This is a genomic window from Pedosphaera parvula Ellin514 (assembly GCF_000172555.1).
Lineage (GTDB): Bacteria > Verrucomicrobiota > Verrucomicrobiia > Limisphaerales > Pedosphaeraceae > Pedosphaera.
This window is the reverse complement of the sequence record NZ_ABOX02000011.1, coordinates 55,724-75,783: the sequence shown is the minus strand read 5'-3', so window position 1 is coordinate 75,783 and position 20,060 is coordinate 55,724. Positions and strand designations below refer to the sequence as shown.

17 protein-coding genes are annotated in these 20,060 nt (G+C 52.9%); 7 read left to right on the top strand and 10 right to left on the bottom strand.

The annotated features are described in order from the left end of the window. Positions 1 to 83 precede the first annotated feature (83 nt). From CFLAV_RS10880 to CFLAV_RS10855, 6 genes are read right to left on the bottom strand one after another with little or no spacing between them, the layout of a single operon-like run. Positions 84 to 2,045 carry an Rne/Rng family ribonuclease gene (locus CFLAV_RS10880; protein ID WP_237712391.1) on the bottom strand — a complete coding sequence of 654 codons (1,962 nt, stop codon included), beginning with the start codon at positions 2,043 to 2,045 and terminating at the stop codon, positions 84 to 86. 3 nt (positions 2,046 to 2,048) lie between these two features. Next, complete coding sequence (locus CFLAV_RS10875) at positions 2,049 to 3,269, bottom strand: FtsW/RodA/SpoVE family cell cycle protein (RefSeq protein ID WP_007414763.1); 1,221 nt, start codon at positions 3,267 to 3,269, stop codon at positions 2,049 to 2,051. After that, complete coding sequence (locus CFLAV_RS10870; RefSeq protein ID WP_007414762.1) at positions 3,266 to 5,296, bottom strand: peptidoglycan D,D-transpeptidase FtsI family protein; 2,031 nt, start codon at positions 5,294 to 5,296, stop codon at positions 3,266 to 3,268. The genes CFLAV_RS10875 and CFLAV_RS10870 overlap by 4 nt, the downstream gene beginning before the upstream one ends. Positions 5,297 to 5,299: 3 nt before the next feature. Continuing rightward, the gene (mreD, locus tag CFLAV_RS10865; RefSeq protein ID WP_007414761.1) at positions 5,300 to 5,851 is read right to left on the bottom strand and encodes a rod shape-determining protein MreD; all 552 of its coding nucleotides are present in this window, start codon (positions 5,849 to 5,851) and stop codon (positions 5,300 to 5,302) included. Then, a complete protein-coding gene (mreC, locus tag CFLAV_RS10860; RefSeq protein WP_007414760.1) occupies positions 5,848 to 6,657 on the bottom strand; it encodes a rod shape-determining protein MreC in 810 nt (269 codons plus the stop codon). The genes mreD and mreC overlap by 4 nt, the downstream gene beginning before the upstream one ends. A 39-nt stretch (positions 6,658 to 6,696) precedes the next feature. Beyond that, positions 6,697 to 7,725 carry a rod shape-determining protein gene (locus tag CFLAV_RS10855; protein WP_007414759.1) on the bottom strand — a complete coding sequence of 343 codons (1,029 nt, stop codon included), beginning with the start codon at positions 7,723 to 7,725 and terminating at the stop codon, positions 6,697 to 6,699. Between the two features lie 449 nt (positions 7,726 to 8,174). On the opposite strand from CFLAV_RS10855, the gene CFLAV_RS10850 reads away from it, so the two are divergent. Then, positions 8,175 to 8,366, top strand: a complete 192-nt coding sequence (locus tag CFLAV_RS10850) for a hypothetical protein (protein ID WP_007414758.1) — start codon at positions 8,175 to 8,177, stop codon at positions 8,364 to 8,366. Positions 8,367 to 8,408: 42 nt separating this feature from the next. Here the strand turns inward: CFLAV_RS10850 and CFLAV_RS10845 are convergent, their stop codons facing one another. Both CFLAV_RS10845 and CFLAV_RS10840 read right to left on the bottom strand, forming a co-directional pair. Further along, positions 8,409 to 8,636: a hypothetical protein gene (locus CFLAV_RS10845; protein ID WP_007414757.1), complete on the bottom strand. Its 228-nt coding sequence runs from the start codon at positions 8,634 to 8,636 to the stop codon at positions 8,409 to 8,411. 16 nt (positions 8,637 to 8,652) lie between these two features. Continuing rightward, positions 8,653 to 9,219: a phospholipase D family nuclease gene (locus CFLAV_RS10840; protein ID WP_007414756.1), complete on the bottom strand. Its 567-nt coding sequence runs from the start codon at positions 9,217 to 9,219 to the stop codon at positions 8,653 to 8,655. A 199-nt stretch (positions 9,220 to 9,418) separates the two neighbouring features. On the opposite strand from CFLAV_RS10840, the gene CFLAV_RS10835 reads away from it, so the two are divergent. The 3 genes from CFLAV_RS10835 to CFLAV_RS10825 all read left to right on the top strand — a co-directional run bounded on the left by CFLAV_RS10835 (position 9,419) and on the right by CFLAV_RS10825 (position 13,627). After that, on the top strand, positions 9,419 to 10,789 hold the full coding sequence (locus tag CFLAV_RS10835; RefSeq protein WP_007414755.1) for a sigma-70 family RNA polymerase sigma factor: 1,371 nt from the start codon (positions 9,419 to 9,421) through the stop codon (positions 10,787 to 10,789). Positions 10,790 to 10,952: 163 nt separating this feature from the next. Next, positions 10,953 to 11,873 carry a HEAT repeat domain-containing protein gene (locus CFLAV_RS10830; protein ID WP_007414754.1) on the top strand — a complete coding sequence of 307 codons (921 nt, stop codon included), beginning with the start codon at positions 10,953 to 10,955 and terminating at the stop codon, positions 11,871 to 11,873. 236 nt (positions 11,874 to 12,109) lie between these two features. Then, positions 12,110 to 13,627, top strand: a complete 1,518-nt coding sequence (locus CFLAV_RS10825) for an alpha/beta fold hydrolase (RefSeq protein WP_007414753.1) — start codon at positions 12,110 to 12,112, stop codon at positions 13,625 to 13,627. Between the two features lie 297 nt (positions 13,628 to 13,924). Here CFLAV_RS10825 and CFLAV_RS10820 read toward each other — a convergent pair whose 3' ends face one another. Continuing rightward, positions 13,925 to 14,683 carry a HEAT repeat domain-containing protein gene (locus CFLAV_RS10820; protein ID WP_007414752.1) on the bottom strand — a complete coding sequence of 253 codons (759 nt, stop codon included), beginning with the start codon at positions 14,681 to 14,683 and terminating at the stop codon, positions 13,925 to 13,927. Between the two features lie 621 nt (positions 14,684 to 15,304). Here CFLAV_RS10820 and ilvA point away from each other — a divergent pair. The 3 genes from ilvA to rnr are packed head-to-tail and all read left to right on the top strand — an operon-like array spanning position 15,305 to position 19,424. Then, on the top strand, positions 15,305 to 16,600 hold the full coding sequence (gene ilvA / locus CFLAV_RS10810; RefSeq protein ID WP_007414750.1) for a threonine ammonia-lyase: 1,296 nt from the start codon (positions 15,305 to 15,307) through the stop codon (positions 16,598 to 16,600). A gap of 15 nt (positions 16,601 to 16,615) precedes the next feature. Beyond that, complete coding sequence (locus CFLAV_RS10805) at positions 16,616 to 17,212, top strand: HD domain-containing protein (protein ID WP_007414749.1); 597 nt, start codon at positions 16,616 to 16,618, stop codon at positions 17,210 to 17,212. Then, positions 17,202 to 19,424 carry a ribonuclease R gene (rnr, locus tag CFLAV_RS10800; protein ID WP_007414748.1) on the top strand — a complete coding sequence of 741 codons (2,223 nt, stop codon included), beginning with the start codon at positions 17,202 to 17,204 and terminating at the stop codon, positions 19,422 to 19,424. The genes CFLAV_RS10805 and rnr overlap by 11 nt, the downstream gene beginning before the upstream one ends. Positions 19,425 to 19,445: 21 nt before the next feature. Here rnr and CFLAV_RS10795 read toward each other — a convergent pair whose 3' ends face one another. Further along, the gene (locus CFLAV_RS10795) at positions 19,446 to 20,039 is read right to left on the bottom strand and encodes a DNA-3-methyladenine glycosylase family protein (protein ID WP_007414747.1); all 594 of its coding nucleotides are present in this window, start codon (positions 20,037 to 20,039) and stop codon (positions 19,446 to 19,448) included. Between the last annotated feature and the right edge of the window lie 21 nt (positions 20,040 to 20,060).

Below are 20,060 nucleotides of genomic sequence, written 5' to 3'. Positions count from 1 at the left end.
TCAAATAGTTGCGAGTTACTTTGAAATCAAAACGCCCCGCACTCAGTGCGGGGCGTTTGCTTTTACTTCCTGGACATTTTCGATCAGGTCAGCTCCTCGCCGTTTGCCACATTGACGATTTTGAACAACTCGGCATGTAAAGAAGGCTCGGCGCGGAAGGAAAGTTTGCCGAAGTACCGTTTCTCCATTTCGATAAGATGCTTCTCATCCTCATTGCGCAGACGTTCCAGCACGCTCGGGTGAACCACGATACGCAATTGGAAGTCAGATTCGTCGCGGGAGCGGCGTTTGAGAATCTCGCTAAGCTTGCGTTGGATTTCCACGCTCATGGTCAAAGCACTCTTCACCTTTCCACGTCCCTTGCAGTACGGACATTCTTCGTAAACTGCAGCATGCACACTTTCGGAATGCCGCTGGCGGGTCATTTCCATCAGGCCAAGTTGAGAAATCGGAAGAATATGGGTTTTGGCTTTGTCCCGGCGTAAACCGTCTTTCATCCGCTGGTAGACCGATTGCTGGTCCCGGCGTGACTTCATATCAATAAAGTCCAAAACAATCAGGCCACCCATGTTACGCAGCCGAAGTTGACGGCTGATTTCATCCGCAGCCTCTATGTTTACCTTGAGAATGGCCGTTTCCTGATCCTTGCCACCCTTATGCCGTCCGGTGTTGACGTCGATTGCGACCAATGCCTCGGTTTCGTCCACCACGATGTAACCACCACTTTTGAGATGTACCTGGCGTGAGAAGGCGTTTTCCAATTGCTTGGAAATGTTGAAGCGATCAAATACCGCTTGAGAGTCGCCGTATAATTTTACTTTGCTGGCCGAGCGTCGGGAAATCTTTGAAATCATTTCGCGCATGCGATCGTAAGCCTTGGGATTATCAACCACGATGCGCTCCACATCTTCCGTAAGAAAATCGCGAACGGTACGTTCAATCAAGTCAGGTTCCTGGAATACGCAAGTGGCAGATGGTTGGTTCTTGATTCTATCCTGAATCAGGTTCCATTCCTCAATGAGCAGTGCCAGGTCGCGGACGAAATATCGGAGTTGTTGTCCTTCGCCCACAGTCCGGATAATCACACCCATTCCGTCAGGGATATTAAGAGTGCGAAGAATCTTTTTTAACCGCTGGCGTTCCTGTTGATTTTCAATCTTGCGTGAAATACCGCTCTGGTCGGAATTGGGAAGCAGCACGAGATAGCGTCCCGGCAGGACGAGGTTGGTCGTTACGCGCGGGCCTTTGGTGCCGATCGGACCTTTGGTTACCTGGACGATGATGTCACTGCCCGGAGGGTACAGGCGTGGAATATCCTTCTGGGTGATGCGAGGCTTGTCCCGCTTCTTGGTTTCGCGCTCCACCACTTCCACTCCGCTGTCAAAGTTGCTGGGAACGATATCCCAGTAATGGAGAAAAGCGTTCTTTTCAAAGCCGATGTCAACGAACGCGGCTTTCAAACCGTCCTCAAGATTTCGAACCTTGCCTTTGAAAATGCTGCCGACCAGGCGTTCTTCAGTTGTGCGCTCGATCGTGAATTCTTCCAGTTTGCCTTCTTCGAGCACCGCCACGCGGGTCTCAAGCGATTCGGCGTTGATGATGACTTCCTTGTGGCTCTTCTTTATTGGCCTGATCAGGCGCTGAACCTTTTTGATGACGTTCGAAGCAGCTGCCTTGATGGTCTCAACAATGCCTTGCGGCTTTTGTTGGATCGTTACTGGTTCATAAGGCTTTTCTTCATGCACCTCGGCCGGAGTTTCCAAATTCGGCTCGCGAAATCCGCCTTGTTCCACTTCAGCTTTGGTCTGTTCTACCGCGGGTGTGCCTTCCGCAGGCAGCCCGGCAGCAAGATTTTCTGCGCGTTCGATTTCATTGGCATGCCGACCCCGGTCATAAACCTTATCCTGTGCGGAGGCGTCTCCGACAACTTCAGCGCGGGCCTCAAGCGCTTCGCGATCGTGCTTGTGCGGGTTCGGGTTCAATCCCTGACTGGGCCGAAACCGCATGCCGCCGCGTCGTCGTCGTGAAAAATTTCTGTCACTCATACCTTAGTATGCCTTTCGATATATATATACGTTTTGCAGCATGCCCATGGCGATCAACGAGCCGAGCACTGAGGATCCGCCATAACTAAGCAGCGGCAGTGGTACGCCCGTCACGGGCATGATGCGAATGTTCATTCCGATGTTGATGAAGACGTGGCTGAAAATGAGTGTTACTACACCCACAGCCAACAATTTGCCCAGGCGGTCGCGCGCCTGACCCGCGATTCTGATTCCGGTGAATAGAATCACGGCATAAAGCGTGATCACAATCACGCTGCCGACAAATCCCTTCTCCTCCGCGATGACGGAGAAAATAAAATCATTGTGCTTGCCGGCCTGCGGCAGGAACCCCAATGAATTCTGTTGACCCTGGCGCCAGCCTTCCCCCGTCAGTCCACCGGAACCGACGGCGATCAATGCCTGACGCACGTTATGGGAATCATTAAATTGTTGTTCCCTTAACTTCAGTCTTTCTGCTTGTGAAGTGCCGGGACCCGCGTAATCGCCATAGTCCCGGCCGAAGTAAACCAGCAGTCTCTTTTTCTGGTAGTCCTGCATCGGCAGGCGAAACTTTGGCGGTGCATAGAGCACATCTGCAACAAACAAAACCGCCAGGACTCCACCTATGCCTAAAAGTTGAAGGATGTATCTTTTAGGAGTGCCGGCCGCGAGCAGCATTGCAAATCCAGTAGGCACGAGCACCAGGGCAGAGCCCAAATCTGGTTCCTTCAGAATAAGCAGGAAAGGCAATCCCAACATGGCGATGGATTTCCAAAAAATTCGAGGCTGTCTTAATTCATCGACCGGGCGACTGAGGAAATGTGCCTGAGCTAAAATAAATGCCAACTTGGCGAATTCCGAAGGCTGAAATGGCTGGCCTCCAATTTCAATCCACCGTCTGGCACCGTATCTCATGGAGCCAATGCCGGGAATAATTACCGCGATTAGGGTGAGGATGGTAAGCCAATAAGCGACAAACGCCCACCTGGTCAAAGTGTGGTAGTCAACCAGGCAAACAACACTGGCAGCACCCATGCCCAAACCGAACCAAATAATCTGCCTAAACCAGCTTTGTTTATACCAGGCGAGCGCGGCCACGCCTTCATTGGCCATGGTGGCGCTGTAAACAAAGGCCACGCTGATAGCCATGAGCAAAAAGATGGCAACCAGTTGACTTACATCAACCGTCGAGTGGTGCTCTTTGTTTAAAGTATTATACGTCATTGTATCTGCGCAAGAGTTCCAGGCCTGGTGGCACTCCTTTTATCGTGGGGCTGTTGCTCGCGTTGCTGCAGCGCCAGGTAAACTTTGTGAGCTATTGGCGCGCAGGTGAGTCCACCTGATGCACCGCCTTCAACGGTAGCTACCACGACATAGCGGGGGGATTCAACTGGTGCGAAAGAGGCGAACCAGGTTTGCTGCGCATTCCTGTCCTTGCCTCCGTGGCGTTCCACTTCGGCAGTTCCCGTTTTTCCAGCTATATGCCATCCTTGCACGGCTGCTTTGTGGCCAGTTCCATCGACGGATTCCACGTCTGCCATCATGGCTTCATGAACTATCTTTAAATTGCGTGGACTCACGCCGAGGTTGTCGCGCAAGCGTCCTTCGGGAAAGGTTTGAACCACTTCGCCCTCCGCCGTTTCCAACCGCGAAACCAACCGGGGCCAAAACACCTTTCCTCCATTGGCAATCGCCGCAATCATTACAGCAGCCTGCACCGGGGTGATGTTGATCATTCCCTGGCCAATGCTGAGAATTGCGGTGTCGCCATCATGCCATGAGTCAGAGGAAATATCTTTTGGGGTTGGGAAAACACCTCTTGTTTCCTGCCCAGGGATCAGTCCTGTTTTTTCGCCAAGATGGAGCTTCTGACCGAGTGCTACTACTTTGGGGAGAACGCCGGGTTTAAGCCCTTGATGCATAAAGTAGGGGTTCGAAGACCTCGCCAATGCTCTACTAAAATCATATAGTCCAGGTCCCGCCTTGTCGTGAAACGTATGATTGCCGACTATGTAGTAACCTTGGCTGGGAAAAGGATCACGGGGGTTCAAAACACCTAGTTCCAAAGCGGCCAATCCAACGACCATCTTGAAAATCGAACCAGGAGCAAGATTCTCCTGCATCGCGCGATTGGCTTGTGGGCGCAATTCCTCATCGATCCAACGTTGCTTTTCCCGTTCATAGACTGCGGGTTCAGGGTGCTGAACAAAGTAATTTGGATTATAATTGGGAGCCGATGCCATGGCTAAGATGTCCCCATTACGCGCGTCCATTACAACCACGGCTCCCCGCGGATCTGCACCGGCGGATTGCAAGGCAGCTTCCGCCGCCTTTTGGATGTCCATATCGATGGTTAACACGACATTCTTTCCCGGTTCAGCCTGAGCCCAAATGGTTTCGTTCTGGCGGTAACCAAGATTATTCACGAGCACCGATTTTGAACCAGCCACTCCACGCAATTCGGTGTTAAAGACGCGCTCAATCCCGGCAACCCCTTTCCAATCATCAAGGCGATAGTCGTAATCAGCTTCTTCGCCATCCGAAGAATCGCTGTTGCGTTGCAAGTATCCGAGGAGGTGCGCCGCAGAATTACCATTTGGATAGTAGCGAACGGATTGAATATCGAGGTACATACCGGGGGTATACATGGATTGCTCTTCAAACCGTGCCACCTGTTCCGGAGTCAGGTTTGGCCGAATGAGCAGGGGAAGTGCGCGAGCTTTATCGTACCTCTTTTGAAATTCTTTGGGGTCCAAAGAGACTTCACATTGGAGGCGGTTGCCAAGTTCGGTCACAATGCTGCTGCTGACCTGGTAGCGGGTCTCCTGTTGGATGGTGGAGCGATTTTTCTCGTTTTGAGCCAGTAGTTTCTTTTCCTGGGGCGTTAGTTTCCGTTTCAATACAGCTTCCTGTGCCTTGATTCGGGAATTGAAATTGGTACGGGCCTGAGCCAGAGCCGTTGCGTAGTTGGTTTGAAAATTCCTGCTAAGAGCTTCCAAATACATGTTCACGTTGTAACTCGGCCGATTGTCCGCAATGGGCCGGCCTTCGCGGTCAAGAATCCTGCCGCGGACGGCTGGAATTCGGACTGTGCGAATGGACTGGGTCTCAAGTTTCTCCTGATAGAACTTTACGGAAACGACTTGTATCCACCAGAGCCCGCCCAATAAAACGAGGAGCCCGGCGAGAACCAGCACTGCGAGGAAACGCAATTGCGGGTCATCTTTTTTAAGCTGGTCGAAAATCAGCATGGCTCACTTGCGACTCCGCCGGATTTCCCGGTCGGGTCTGAAACTGGTTTCGGTTACGGGGCTGTAGGATAAAGCACGGTTAAGACCGTCAAATATCCGAAAACATATTGGGGTGAATACCGCACCGCCCACGGCCATCACCACCCATTGCCAAATCGATCCCCAACCAATCAGTGGTGTCTGGCGGGTGCTTAGAAGTAAAAGCAAGGTTAACATCGGAGTGATGGCACTGGCGCCCAAGCCCAAACAGAACTGGGCGAAAGTCTGCTCCCTCAAAATCAACCCGCGTCTCATGTAAATCAAGAAGCCTACCAACAGCAACGGCAGGATGCTTACTCCGAGGGGGTTGGCCGAGATCGAATCGAAACATAATCCTCCCAGTACGGCGAGGAGGATGACCATGCCAAATCCGGAACTCAGGCTCGCGTACACCATTAATGCTGGAAGAAGATCAATCTGAGCTCCCAGAAAATGGCGGAAACCACCGAAGGCCGATTCCAGGAAGATAGCGATGAAAGCAGCCACCAGGATTAGGATGGAATGTACCCAGTTCATGGTATCAGAACAAAAACCTCCTCCAATGTGCTTAGATTTGCCGAGAGCTTGACGCGTGCTTCGGTGTATAAACCAAACTCAACGGTTTTTGAGTCCTCTGCGATTTGGCCAATGGGAATTCCCTTGGGAAAGAATCCACCCATGCCGCTGGTGATGACGCCCTGGCCCGGTTTGAGATTGGTGTTATTTGAAAGATAGCTCAGTGTGACCAAAGAATGATCCAGGACACTTGCCACGTCAGAAATCACGCCTGTTTCGCCAGTTTTATCAATCATGGCCGCCACCCGGCAATTGGGGTTTCCAATCAGGGCCACCTGGGAATGCGTCAGCTTCACATTCACAATGCGGCCGACCAGCGAGCCGGTGGGGGTAAGCACAGGCATATCCGGCTTTATGCCATCACGGGTTCCAACATCAATTTCCACTGTTTGCCACCAGTTTGCCGGGTCTCGAAGAATGAGATTGGCAAGCTTGAGTTTCCAACGGGCCTGTTTCTGCAAGCCAAGCAGCTGGCGCAGTTGATCATTTTCACGCATGACGGCATCACTTTGCATGGCGCGAAACTGAAGTTGTTGGTTGGTAGAGCGTAGCTGCTCGTTCTGGCGGATGAGTTCGCCGCGTGGAAGGATGGCAGTGGTTGCCTGATCAACGATCTGATGGGAAGATTTGGCAAGTCCAAACATTGGCAGGAACAGGCTTCCGATACCAATTTTGATTTGATTTACCGAATGACTCGGTAAATTTAAAACAATCAGTGTCAGCAATCCTACCAGCCCCAAGGCTATATAATGCGGCCTTTTTAACATTCTTCACCCGACCAATCTTCGGGCGAACGCTGAAAATAATCAGAGCTTGGAATTAGCTGAAACCTGCTTCAAGAATTGGAGTTCCTGCAAAACACGACCGGTACCCTCAGCCACAGCGCACAAGGGGTCATCGGCAATATGAACCGGCAGACCGGTTTCCTCTGCAACCAGACGGTCAATTCCTCTTAATAATGCGCCACCACCGGCCATAACCAGGCCTTTATCCACCAAATCGGCGGATAATTCAGGCGGGCATCGTTCGAGAGTGATACGGACGGACTCCAAAATACTTGAAAGCGGCTCCTGCAAAGCCTCGCGAATCTCTTCCGAGCGAATAGTCAGAGTTTTTGGCAACCCTGCGCTCAGATCGCGACCTTTTACTTCCATCGTTAATTCCTGCTCCAGCGGGAAGGCTGATCCAATCCGGATCTTGATCTCTTCCGCGGTGCGTTCGCCAATCATTAAGTTGTAGGCTCGCTTCATGTGCGCCACGATCGTCTCGTCAAATTCGTCCCCGCCCACCCTCAGGCTGCGGCTGAAGACAATTCCGGCGAGGGAGATGATTGCGATTTCGCAAGTACCCCCGCCAATATCCACGATCATGTTACCTGCAGGCTCATGGACCGGCAAACCGACTCCAATGGCCGATGCCATCGGTTGTTCGATCAAATACACTTCCCGTGCGCCAGCATGAGTTGCGGAATCTTTAACCGCCCGTTTTTCCACTTCGGTGATTCCAGACGGAACCGCCACAACGACTCTGGGTGCGATTAACTTGCGATGATGAACCTTTTGAATGAAATGGCGGAGCATCGCTTCGGTGATTTCGAAGTCGGCTATTACGCCATCTTTCATGGGCCGAATGGCCACAATATTTCCAGGGGTGCGCCCCAACATCCTTTTGGCCTCATCGCCTACGGCCAGTACGTTGGTAGTGCCCGCCTGAATCGCTACAACCGAGGGCTCGCGTAAGACTATACCCCGGTCACGTACGTAAACGAGGGAGTTTGCGGTCCCTAAATCTATTCCAATGTCGTTGGAAAACAGGCTTTTAAATTGCGCTAGCATGAATCTTTACCTAACAAGCCGCAAAAGTAAGAGCGTCTATCCCATTCGGTCAAGTCTATTAGCATGACCGAATGGTGCATTGCCTGTTTAACCGTAAGTTATTGCTAGGTAATCACTTAAAGGAACTATCCATGCTCTTGAATTTTCGAATTAGCATTGCTGCATGCTGCTGGTGAAAATATGTAAACGTTTAATGTGTAGGATGTTACAAACTAGAAACTGCTCGTGCAAAATAAAAAACCCGGGACTCCTTGGTTCCCGGGAAAAAATTTAGGGTGCGGCAAATTAATAGCAAAGTTTCCTGGTCCTGCTGAATAGGGTGTGCACCCCATACTTCGTGGAAATCCACCTACCTTGGGAATTAATGATGGGAGACTGTTGGCAATCGACCCGGCTGTAGGACAAAAACAGACACTTTTTTGAGCGTTGCAGAAATTGTGGAACAAGCCATGACAGACGATTCTCTAAACATTATGGCAGACAAGCATGACAACGTTCCCAAGGATCTTCTTGCGGCAACCAATCCGTTCTCGGTGCATCGCAAGTTTCATGTCCTTCGGTGGGCCATCATGGTTGGAATGATCTTCTGCGTTGGGTTCGGATTTCTCCTCTATTACCTCAATAGTCTGAGTCGGCTCTAAGAGCCTGTTTTAAAATTATGGAGGGCGCTGCGGTTGGAGATTTTAACTGTGGCCAAGGCGGCGAGGTGCTTCCGCACGGGCACCAAGCATCCCCGTAGCGGCTGTGAAGGCCGAGCTACCGCCGGTTGCGGCCAAAAGCACCGCCGCCCTGAGGGTTTTCGCGCCAAAGGCTGTCTGGCTGCGTTGCTCCTCAGTCGAAGATCCACCAGGGATATTCTCCTTCGTCGCGCCTTGCCATACAGCCTTTTGCGCGAAAACAGCACCCTCCATAATTTTAAAACAGGCTCTAACGCCTCTTGCGCGACCGCGGACGTTCCATCGCCGACTTCATCTTTGATTGGTAGGCCTCCGAATGATCCGCATGCGCCTCCCAATTCCGCAAATACTCCCTCGCCAGTGCCGCATCCCGAATCACGAGCAAATTCTCCGCATTATTTTCCTCCGCTGCCTTTGTGAAATTGAATGAGCCAGTCAGCACTGTCCCCTCATCAATAATCATGATCTTATTATGAGCGATCGCATGTTGAGCGTCGATATACGTCGGAATCCCTGAGTCACGCAAAAAGTCCGCCGAGGAGTATTTCTCCGTCCGCTGACTCCGGTCCAGCAACACCTCTACTTTCACCTTCCGTCGCGACGCATCCACCAACGCCTGCGCGATTGGCTTGCTCGTGAACGAGTAGGCCTGCACATAAACGGTGTTCGTCGCATGATCCAACGCGTCCACTACTGCCTCCGTGCAACCACCAGTTGGTGAAAAATAAACCGCCACGCCTTGCGGTTGGGACCACTTTTTGCAGGACACAGCCGTAAGTCCCAACATCAACGCCAACGTCAGCACCAAGGATCGCATGCTCAAATAAGCTTCCTAAGCTTCGTGAAGTCAAGCTGCTTACCGGGACTTCGTGCTTGTAACGTTATTCGAAATGATGTCGGAAACGGAGCGAGAAATTGTACACTCAGCGCGGTTTCGCACTGGTTTTATTGGCGATCCTTTTTTAGAAATTTTTGTTCGGTTTTGCCTTTCTGTGGGGCTTTACTAAGTGAACAGAATGACAGATAGCCAAAGATTGCTGGCGGAATACGCACAGACCGGCTCGGAACCTGCCTTTCAAGAGCTGGTTTCGCGCTACATCAATTTTGTTTATTCGACGGCGGTGCGCCTGGTTGGCGGGGATGCACATTTGGCTGAGGATGTGACCCAAATGGTCTTTATCGGCCTGGCGAGCAAAGGACGCACGTTTTCGACTGATGTGATGTTGGGCGGATGGCTGCATCAGCACACTTATCATGTGGCCACCAAGGCGGTACGGGCTGAGCGTCGCCGTCAATCCCGCGAACGCGAGGCCGTGGAAATGAATGAGCTGCAAGGCGACACCGGGGCCAACCTGCGACAGGTTGCGCCGATGCTTGAGGAAGCCATTACCCAACTGGGAAGCGAGGATCGTATGGCGATCTTGCTCCGCTTTTTCGAGCAGCGCGATTTCCGGTCGGTGGGCGAAGCACTGGGGAGCAATGAAAATGCCGCGCGCATGCGCGTGAACCGGGCGTTGGAGAAATTGCATGCGTTGCTGAAACATCGCGGTGTCACTTTGACAATTACAGCGCTGGGAGTCGTGCTGAGCGCCAAGGTCGTCCACGCCGCGCCCGCCGGACTGGCAGCCAAAATTTCAAGCATTGCCCCGGCCACCACTGCGGCGGGAACCGGAACAACACTGACCAGCTTAAAACTTATGGCAAAAACCAAACTCAAGCTCGGCCTCGCCACTCTTGTCGTTGCCGGCGTGGCGACAACTATGGTGATGCAACATCATTCACAAGCAAAGTTGCGCGAGGAAAATGAGTCTTTCCGGGAACAGATGGCCCAATTGAAGGCCGACAATGAAAGCCTTTCAAGCCTTGCGGCCCAAGCGAAGAAACCTGCGTCATTGCCAGGTGATCAGTTCAAAGAATTACTGCGGCTTCGCGGCGAAGTCGGGATGCTTCGACGGCAAACCAATGAGCTTGGCAGATTCCGGGAGGAGAATCGGAGACTGCTTTCACAGGTTGTGGCACAATCAGAGCCTACCAATCAGGTGTCAGCGGAAGACCAATTCACACTGCGAAAAACGCACGTGGTTGACGCCATGACCACCGTGCTCAACGCGATTAAGGATTACGCAGCGAATCACAATGGGCAGGTTCCCGTAAGCCTTGATCAGCTTACTGCTTCGGGTGATCTTGGGACCTCCAACTTTGTCGGCAACGTCGGACTGGAGGATTTTGAGCTCGTGAATGACGGCGCGGTGGACCAGCAAGGCCACAAGGTCATTCTCCGCATTCGAGTTCCGATTCCAGGGCCTGGAGGGCCATCGGTGATGGTTTTGGGCAGAATAGGCGATAGTGGTGCCATCACAGAATTACATAATGTTAGTCCTCAGTAAGGGAGGATGGGATCATTGTAAAAGCAAAAAGCGGGTTGGAACATGGAGCCTGATTAAGACCGCGCAACCCTGCATGGCCTAGTTCCATGCTCGTTTCATTTACTCCCCGGTGAGTGTTTGGAAAATTCTCGTTTTTTGACATGAACCCTGTCAAAATCCATTTATGAGGAAAAGGTTCTGCACCCTGCTGGCGACGCTGGGCGTTGCCGTGATCGTAGGCGTTGCGTGGCTGGTGGTACGTACGCCAGCAGAGCCAGTTTATCAGGGAAAACGTCTTCGTGTTTGGTTGCAAAATTACGCTGGCACGCGCCAGGCGAGGCAAGAGGCAGATGCAGCCGTGCGGCAAATCGGAACCAACGCCATCCCCACACTTTTGGGAATGCTTCACGCGTACGATGCTCCGCTCAAAATCAAATTGCTCACCTGGGCCTCAAGCCACCGTATCCTCGGGTTTCGTTACACGAACCCATCCGTCTTCAATGAACAGGCGTTCATGGGTTTTCAGGCTCTCGGTCCCGACGCCGCCTGCGCCGTTCCCAAACTGATCAAACTCCTGGACCAAAATGTCTCTGGGAGTTCCAAAATTTACACCACAAGGACATTGGCAGTCATTGGCCCGGAAGCGAAGGAGGCTGTTCCTTTGCTTCTGCGGATAGCAACGAGCACCAATGTATCGGATCACAGCGACGCCATTTGGGCTCTCGGCCAGATTCATGCCGAGCCGGATAAAGTCGTTCCGGTATTGATACGGGCGCTGAGCAATCCATCTCAGGAGGATCAGTTGTTTGCGGCGATTGCACTTGGAAAGTTTCGAGGAGACGCCAAGCCAGCCGTCCCCGCGTTACTGGAAGCCCTCAAAAGCGCGAAGGTGACCCTAACAGGATCAGGCCGGACCAACGTGACCCTAATAGGATCAGGCCGGACCAACATAACGCATCTCCTGTGGCAGACCGATTTCCGTCGGCATGTTGAACAGGACCTCCAGCAAATCGATCCTGAGACCTATGTCCGCGTCGTCACCAACGCCAGCCAGACTCAATCCAATAGCTTGGACTTCTTTACGGTGCCGAACGGCCCGTTCTAAGCTGTAACCAGGCATTTGAGAAGCTGACTTCTAATAATTACCATAGGGCTGACACATCTAAAATAGGCGCTTTTCTCGTTAACACCACGGCTTCTACCCGTTGGCCAGACATGGTCACAGCAGCCCACAGTTCACGCCGCGAGCTTGGGCCAAAGCTGGAGCGAGGGAGCAAGTAGTCGCTCAAGCATATTTCGCTTCGCCTGAACGGGATCGAATGGTACCGTCTGCCGAACGTCATGAGCTCACGCGCTAACTGGTGCATTTTCATGGTGACCTGCGCCTGCCTGGTCGCAGGTCTGGCGTGCTCACGTCTGGTCGAGTCCGGTGTCCGTGTCCAGACCGTGACCCTCGCCGGGGACACTCCGGCACTTCAATTCCTGCCAGCGGGTCCGGGACCACACCCCGTTGCGTTGCTCGCCCACGGCTACGGCGGCTCGAAAGAAAACCTCGTTTGCTATGGTGAGGCGCTGGCCGCTGCCGGATTTGAGTGCTATTCCGTGGAACAGCCCGGACACGGAGCGTCGCCGCAATCGTATTCCTTTATGGGGGCCGTGCAGACGTTGGAGGCGGTCGCACATGCGGTCGGGCCGGTGGATGTTTTCATCGGCCATTCGATGGGTGGCTTCACGGGAGGCGAGGCCGTGCGCGAAGGCGGCCTGAAACCAAAGCTTTTCATTGCCTTGGGTTCCCTCCCCATCCTGGGGGAACACGGCCCGCCACTGCTGCTTCTGGCGGGCGCGAAGGAGGAAATCTTCAAGCCGTCGATGCTCAAGGCGCGGACGGATGCGCGCTGCGTGATCTCTCCCTGGTCCGAACACGCGCTGGAGGCCTGGGATCGTCTGCTCGTTAATGCAGCCGTCCAAGTCGCATGTACTGCTGTTGGCAAGCCGCCGCCCGCAGCTGCAACTTGCTGGCGCTGGCGACTCATTGGCGTGGTGCTCGCCATGCTGGGCGTGCTCGGCCTGGCGTTTTGTTTGCCCAGGTTCCCGCCACCCTGGGCATGGGGGCGTGGATTGTTTGTTGCGACTATTTTCATCATCGCTTTTGTCCTCACCACCGGAATGTGGCGTGATGTGATGCCGCATCTGCGATATTTCCCCGCGCAAGGCGCGGCGATTGTTATCACCTTTCTGGTGTTACTGGGTCTCGGCAGGCTGCGAGTTCCATGGTGGGGTGTTACCATGCTGGCCGTTGCGCTCTGGTTTTGCGTGATTGCGATCCCAGCTATTCGTTCCATTCTTATGTCCCACATGCCGGTTTTCACGCTGGTTATAAGCGTGGTCTTCATACCGGCTTTGCTCATAGGAACACTCCTGGGCCGGATTACTGCGCGTCACGGATCACGATTCGATGGCGACGTCGCCCTGGCCGTCATCGTGGGCTGCGCCCTCTTTCAATGGGGGCGGCCGCCAAGAATCAAGGCCCCCGAACCATCCCCGGCGCGTGCCGCCATCAAACTCAATGCAAAATTGTATGATGCATGCGTCGGCGAGTACGAATTTGCGCCTAATAATCTCCACTGGGAACCAATCAAGTTCAAGGTTTGGCGACAGGGAGAGCAGTTAATGGGGCAAACTCTTGGCAAGCGCATCTTTCAAGGTGTGTTTGAGATTTATCCCGAATCGGAAACGAATTTCTTCGTGATCAATGGTGCGCAATTGACCTTCATTAAGAATGACAAAGGAGAAGCCACGGAGGTAATCTCCCGGATGAAAGAGTATCCGGACATGGAGGGGAAGAAGGTCAAACATTGATGGGATTGGTTTGGCTGCTGGCGAGAGCGTCAGGACTCAGTTGTTCACGCGCCATATCTCATAATCCAGCCCCGAACACCAGCCATTGTCCATGAGGCGGGTACGTTGAAACAGCTCCAAGTCCCGCTGTTCCTTGCAACACCGGGCTGAAGCCACGGAGTTAATGATAGAACCTCAAATTATAAGAACCTCTGATGCGTCAGCCCTGAAAATTAGTAGGTATTAGATTCCTACCTTTATTCACGATTTAATGAGACTGGGTATTTCAATAAAGAACGATGTTGCGGCATCTGCTATTCATTTCACTCCGGCCTTGGCGGCGGCTGCGGGGTCGATTTGTTTCAGGGCGTTGGTTGCGTATTCCCGGTTGAGGGAATTTGGCCCGTTCAAGTAGGGGGTGAGGATTGGCACGGCTGCTTTTGCCTCTGCTCCGAAATTGCCGAGAGCACGGATGATGTGGCATTCACAGAGCCTGCTATTTACCGCCAACAAGTTGGTCAACGCCGGCACGGCAGTGGAGGCGGCGGCATGAATCTCTCCCAACGCCACTGCCGAGTGTGTCTGAACGTCCAGGTATGGATCATTGATGTTTTTGAGCAGAGCGGGGACGGCTTCCTTCGCGGCAGGGCCAATCATGCTGAGTGACAAGGCAGCGGAGAATCGGACATCCGCGTTGCCATTTCCCAGTAGTTGAATCAAGGCAGGCACCGCAGGTTTTGCTGCGGTGCCAAGAGCTTCAAAGCCGTCAGCGGCCTGCATTTGAGTCTCCAATTCGGCAGGCGACGGCATGCTGGAAGCATGCATTGTTTCACAGATCTTTTGCTTGAGAATGGCCTTCATGCGGTTTTCATGACTTTCGGCCATCATAAGAAGGTAAGGAATGGCGTTTATCCCGATTTTTCGGATCGCGTCCTGAGACGGCGTCGACGTGGCGGGGTGTTCAGGATAGAGTCCGTGTTCATCAAACTGCTTTTGGTAATCAACGAGCCAGGCTCGCAGTTTTTTGCCCTGATATTCGGGTTCTTTTGGGCGGGGGCGGAGTGTTGGCCACAACACGACTCCCGGTAACCAATGAAAGCAGGACACAGGCAATGATTATCAGCTTTTTCAGCACGCGAGATTTATAGCGGGTTCTTAATGGGAGGCTAGACAAAACCAACGAGTGGGATTCCAAATTGCGTTCGGCTTGGCAGTCAGGTCAGGCAACGTTGCATCCGCATTCGTTGATGTGTTATTTATACTCGTGTATGGCATTTGTTTATTGACAGAGTTTGGGGTTTTTATAAGCTCTTTCGAAATGAGGCATAATGAATCAAAGTCATAAAAAAACTATCGAGCAAGACAATGTGGATTGGCTCACAGGCTGTCGAGCTGATGTTTTTATGCGAGCTGTGGGTCGTGCAGTTCGGTCGGTATCGGAAGGTATCGGAAGGTATCGGAAGGTATCGGAAGGTATCGGAAGGTTAAAAAAATCTGGGAGAAGTCCGAAATTCATGAGCCATGAGTTAGGAGACAAAATGGAAAAGAGATTTCATCTGAAAAATGGTCCCTTCTGGGGGTGCGGAAGAGATTCCACGGTGCAGGGTGGTTATGGAAGTTACGAAGTGGAGCAGTCTCCAGCCTGAGTTAACCTTAGTAAACCCAAGCTAACAGCAGTTAACGGGATATAGATATTTTATGAAAACGGAATTTTTGGGAAGCGGAGATGAAAGCGCGGCGGTTGACAGAGGGCGCGCAGCGGATGGAAAGTATGGAATGGGTGTTGAGTTTGCGGATATCACGGCGGCGGCGGAACGGATCAAGGGGAGGGTGGTTTTTACCCCGTGTCCACCATCGGGAGCGCTTTCGCAAGCCGCTGGCATGTCGGTTTATTGCAAACTGGAATATTTGCAGAGGACGGGGAGTTTCAAGGAGCGGGGGGCGTGCAATGCGCTTTTGTTGCTGAGCCCGGAGCAGAAGCAGCGGGGAGTGATTGCGGCGTCGGCGGGGAATCATGCGCTGGGGGTGACATATCATGCGATGCTGCAAGGGATACCAGTGACGGTGGTGATGCCGCAGACGGCGCCATTGACGAAGGTGGTGAATTGTCAGCAGATGGGGGCCCATGTCATTTTGCATGGGAATAATTATGAGGAGGCGCGTCAGGAGGCGACGGAGTTGGGGAAACAAGAGGGGTTGACGTTGATTCATGGTTTTAACGACCGGGCGGTGATTGCCGGGCAGGGGACGCTGGGCCTGGAGGTGCTGGAGCAGGTGCCGGATTTGGATGCGATCATCGTGCCGATTGGCGGGGCGGGTTTGATTGCGGGTGTGGCGATGGCGATCAAATCGAGGAAGCCGGAGGTGCGGGTGATTGGGGTCGAGGCCGATCATGCATTAGCTTACATGTCGGCGTTAAAGGAGGGGAAGCCGGTGTTGACCAAAGTCCGACCGACTCTGGCGGATGGATTGGCAGTATCGAAAGTGGGAGAGAATTCGTTCCAGATTGCGCGCAAGTTCGTGGATGACGTGGTGGTGGTGAAGGAAGCGGATATCGCACGCGCGGTACTGCGTTTGGTGGAGCTGGAAAAGGCGGTCGTGGAAGGGGCAGGGGCAGCTCCGCTGGCGGCGTGTCTGGCCGGTTTGGTGCCCGAACTGAAAGGGAAGAAAGTGGTGTTGCCTTTATGCGGCGGGAATATCGACACGACGATTTTGGGACGAGTATTGGAGCGAGGATTGGCGTCCGACGGGAGGTTGTGTCAGTTCACTGCGACGATCAGCGATCGGCCGGGCGGGTTGGCGCAGTTTGCGGCGTTGGTTGCCGGAGAGGGCGCGAACGTTGTGGATATTGAGCATGACCGGGCGTTCGCATCAGGTGATATTAGCACGGTGGTGGTGCGGTGTGTGGTGGAAACGCGCGATGCAAAGCATATTCAGACGCTGCATGAACGATTGAGGAAGGAAGGTTTCGAAGTTGCCTTTCCGAAACATTAGCAGGGCGGACTTGATATGGGATCAAATGATTTAATTGAATTGTGGGAACACGTTGTTGAACAGACCGTGGCGGCGAGTTCGATGGTGCACGGTTTGGGCCATTGGAAACGGGTGGAGAAGAATGGGCTGGTTCTCGCCGAGAAAACCGGGGCGAATGTGGAGGTCGTGAAATTGTTTGCCGTGTTTCATGATTCGAAACGGGTAAATGACGATGACGATCCTGGGCACGGGGCGAGAGGGTCTGCCTTTGCGAAAGCATTGCGAGGCGAGAAGTATGAGTTGGATGATGCAGCGTTCGCGTTGTTGGAATACGCATGCATCTGGCACACCAATCAACAATTCACAAATGATGTGACCATTGGAACGTGTTGGGATGCGGACCGGTTGGATTTGGGGGAGGGTGGGGATCATTCCACAGGAGGATTATATGAGCACGGCGTTTGGCAAGGAAGTGGCGAGGGCCGGAAGTTTTTACGAGATTGTGCACAGGCAGGATGGGAAATGAACTTCTGCATGCTGCAAGAGCAGGACCCACACATGGCTGGAATGATTAGAAATAAGGTAGCCATCGGCAAGTCACCTGATAAGCTGGAATCAGACCATGGAAGATAAGATTTTAAAATTGTTCGGACAGCCGGATTACACTCCGATCAATATTTCTCAGCTAATGCGGCGGTTGAAGCTGGCCCCCAACGACAAGCCTGAGGTGGAGAAGCGACTTGCGCGATTGGAACGCGAAGGGCGCATTGCACGTATCAAAGGGAACCGATTTATTTTACCTCAAGAGGCGGATTTAATTCCGGGACGCATCCGAATCAATCGCCAGGGCAAAGGATTTTTAGAGGCGGATGATCCGAAATTGCCGACGATTGTTGTACCTGAACATGCGACCGGCACGGCATTTAATAACGATCGGGTTTTAGTGCGTCGCGATGTGCGATACCGCGGGCGGAGCAGGATATTTCAAGAAGAAGAAACAGGGAAAGTGATTCGGATTCTGGAACGTGAGCGGACGCAACTCGTCGGCACCTTTCAAAGCAGCAATCGGTTTCTTTATGTCATCCCGGACGATCCCCGGATTCCGCATGATATTTATGTGACCGAACCTCGCGATGTCGGACGTCGGCCAAATCTGGGTGACAAAGTGGTTGTGGAACTGAAGCTGTGGGAGTCGCGCGAGCTCAATCCCGAGGGGGAGATCATCGAGGTGCTGGGAGCCCCGGATGAAGAAGGCGTGGACATGCTCTCGGTATTGCGGCAGTACAACCTGCCGTTGCATTTTCCGAAGACCGTGTTGCAAGAAGCGCATGCCATTGGAAATCAAATCGACGAACGCGATATTGCGGGACGCGAAGACTGCAGGGCGCATACGGTAGTCACCATCGACCCGGTCGATGCAAAAGATTTCGATGATGCAATTTGTTTGGAGGCCGCGCCAAATGGGCATTGGAAGCTGTGGGTACACATTGCCGATGTCTCCCATTATGTGAAGGTTGGGAGTGCCTTGGACGAGGAGGCCCAGAAACGTGGCAACTCGACGTACCTGGTGGACCGGGTGATTCCGATGTTGCCAGAGGCTTTGAGCAACGAGCTCTGTTCGTTGAAGCCCGGTGTGGAGCGATTGACGAAGTGCGTCGAATTTTTGCTTTCGGCTGAGGGCAAGGTAATCAGGTCCCGATTCTATCCTGCCGTCATTCATTCGAAACGGCGTTTCACTTACGAGGAGGTGCTGGAGGCGTTGCAACGCAAACCCGCCGGACCGATTGAGGAAATGTTACACCACGCGAATACGATGGCGCAGCGGCTCCGACGAGCACGTATGCAGGCGGGTTCGCTGGACCTCGATTTTCCCGAGAGTAAAATTCGCCTGGATGAACAGGGCAAGATCCTGCGCATTGACAGGGTGGAAAATGATATTTCCCATCAGCTCATTGAAGAGTACATGTTGCTGGCGAATGAAGCCGTGGCGGGCAAGCTGATGGCGTTGGATCGTCAAACGGTTTATCGCATTCATGAGCCACCAGATGACAAGCGTTTGCAGGAATTTCGAGAGGACGTTCTGAGCCACCAGATTCAGTGTGGCAATCTCACCAACCGGCATGAAGTCCAAAAGCTGCTGCAGAAACTCAATTCCCTGCCGATAGGGCCAGCCTTGAAGATTGGCTTTTTGAAATCATTGATGAGGGCGAGATATGCAGTCGAGCCGCTGGGGCATTATGGTTTGGCAAAAGCGAAGTATACGCATTTTACATCACCCATTCGGCGCTATGCGGATCTGGTGGTGCATCGTTCGCTTTTCCAAAAGGGAAGAGAGAAAGTGGCGGCCGAATCGCTCAGGAACGTGGCGGAACACATTTCTGATACCGAGCGAAATTCAGCGGATGCGGAGCGTGACAGCAAGGATGTGAAGTTGTTTGCCTATTTGCAAAGTCAGCTCGACTCGGGACGGCCTCAGCGTTATCCCGGATTGGTGACCGATGTCAGAAACTTTGGTTTTTTTGTGGATGTGCCAGGTTTGGGAATGAGCGGGGTGGTTCCGCTTTCCACACTTCCAGATGACTTTTTCCAATTCGATTCAAATCGTAACCAGCTCATTGGGCGACGCAGTCGCAGGGTGTTTAAGCTTGGGGACAAGGTTGAGGTGCAAATCCACAAGGTGGATAAATTTAAGAAGCAGGTGGATTTTCGATTGGCAGGTCCGGAGCGCAAGGAGCTGCCGAGAAAGGAAGTGCCGAAGTACGAAAGACCAAAGCCGCAGATTCAACGGCTTGAGAGACCGCAATTTAAATTGAGCTATTCTTCTCGCCGGGCGAAGCGAAGATGAGGTGCGGTAAGAATTTTGGGATTACAGCGTTACCTGAATATCCAGGGAGCGCCAGAGATACCATGAAGCAACGGTGCGATAAGGACGCCAAATCTCACCGTGTTTAAGGAGTTCAGCGGGTTTGGGCAGGTCGTTCCATCCGTAGGTGACAGCGAAGCCCTTGCGCACTGCATAGTCCGTCGTTGGTAAAACATCGAGTCGGCCCAATTTGAAAATGAGAAGCATTTCAACGGTCCAAGTGCCGATGCCGCGAATGGTCGTAAGCTGGGAGATAATTGTTGAATTGTCCAAACGAGCTATGGAGCGCGAGTTGGGAACGATGCCTTCGACTGTTTTGGCGGCAATGTCCTTGATGGCGGCGACCTTTGCGCGTGAGAGCCCAGCGGTGCGAAGCCGTTCATCCGGGGTTTCCAGGATGGCCTGCGGAGTGGGAAAGCGAGTTTTGGGATAGAGTGCTTTGAACCGGCCGAAAATGGTTGCCGCTGCGAGACCATTAAGCTGTTGATAAGCCACTGACTGCACCAGAGCTTCGAATGGAGTTCGTCGTTTGGTGGGTTTCCAGGCACAAGGGCCAACGCGATTTATCAAGGCAGCGAGGGTTTTATCCACCTTCATGAGGTGCTCGACTGCGGCTTC

Bases quoted from the DNA above. Each gene is read 5' to 3' on its own strand.
- CFLAV_RS10805 (WP_007414749.1), top strand. From the start codon at position 16,616: ATGGGATCAAATGATTTAATTGAATTGTGGGAACACGTTGTTGAACAG.
- ilvA (WP_007414750.1), top strand. From the start codon at position 15,305: ATGAAAACGGAATTTTTGGGAAGCGGAGATGAAAGCGCGGCGGTTGAC.
- CFLAV_RS10830 (WP_007414754.1), top strand. From the start codon at position 10,953: ATGAGGAAAAGGTTCTGCACCCTGCTGGCGACGCTGGGCGTTGCCGTG.
- CFLAV_RS10880 (WP_237712391.1), bottom strand. From the start codon at position 2,045: ATGAGTGACAGAAATTTTTCACGACGACGACGCGGCGGCATGCGGTTT.
- CFLAV_RS10845 (WP_007414757.1), bottom strand. From the start codon at position 8,636: ATGGAGGGTGCTGTTTTCGCGCAAAAGGCTGTATGGCAAGGCGCGACG.
- mreC (WP_007414760.1), bottom strand. From the start codon at position 6,657: ATGTTAAAAAGGCCGCATTATATAGCCTTGGGGCTGGTAGGATTGCTG.
- rnr (WP_007414748.1), top strand. From the start codon at position 17,202: ATGGAAGATAAGATTTTAAAATTGTTCGGACAGCCGGATTACACTCCG.
- CFLAV_RS10875 (WP_007414763.1), bottom strand. From the start codon at position 3,269: ATGACGTATAATACTTTAAACAAAGAGCACCACTCGACGGTTGATGTA.
- CFLAV_RS10835 (WP_007414755.1), top strand. From the start codon at position 9,419: ATGACAGATAGCCAAAGATTGCTGGCGGAATACGCACAGACCGGCTCG.
- CFLAV_RS10855 (WP_007414759.1), bottom strand. From the start codon at position 7,725: ATGCTAGCGCAATTTAAAAGCCTGTTTTCCAACGACATTGGAATAGAT.
- CFLAV_RS10795 (WP_007414747.1), bottom strand. From the start codon at position 20,039: ATGAAGGTGGATAAAACCCTCGCTGCCTTGATAAATCGCGTTGGCCCT.
- CFLAV_RS10870 (WP_007414762.1), bottom strand. From the start codon at position 5,296: ATGCTGATTTTCGACCAGCTTAAAAAAGATGACCCGCAATTGCGTTTC.
- mreD (WP_007414761.1), bottom strand. From the start codon at position 5,851: ATGAACTGGGTACATTCCATCCTAATCCTGGTGGCTGCTTTCATCGCT.
- CFLAV_RS10840 (WP_007414756.1), bottom strand. From the start codon at position 9,219: ATGCGATCCTTGGTGCTGACGTTGGCGTTGATGTTGGGACTTACGGCT.
- CFLAV_RS10850 (WP_007414758.1), top strand. From the start codon at position 8,175: ATGACAGACGATTCTCTAAACATTATGGCAGACAAGCATGACAACGTT.
- CFLAV_RS10825 (WP_007414753.1), top strand. From the start codon at position 12,110: ATGAGCTCACGCGCTAACTGGTGCATTTTCATGGTGACCTGCGCCTGC.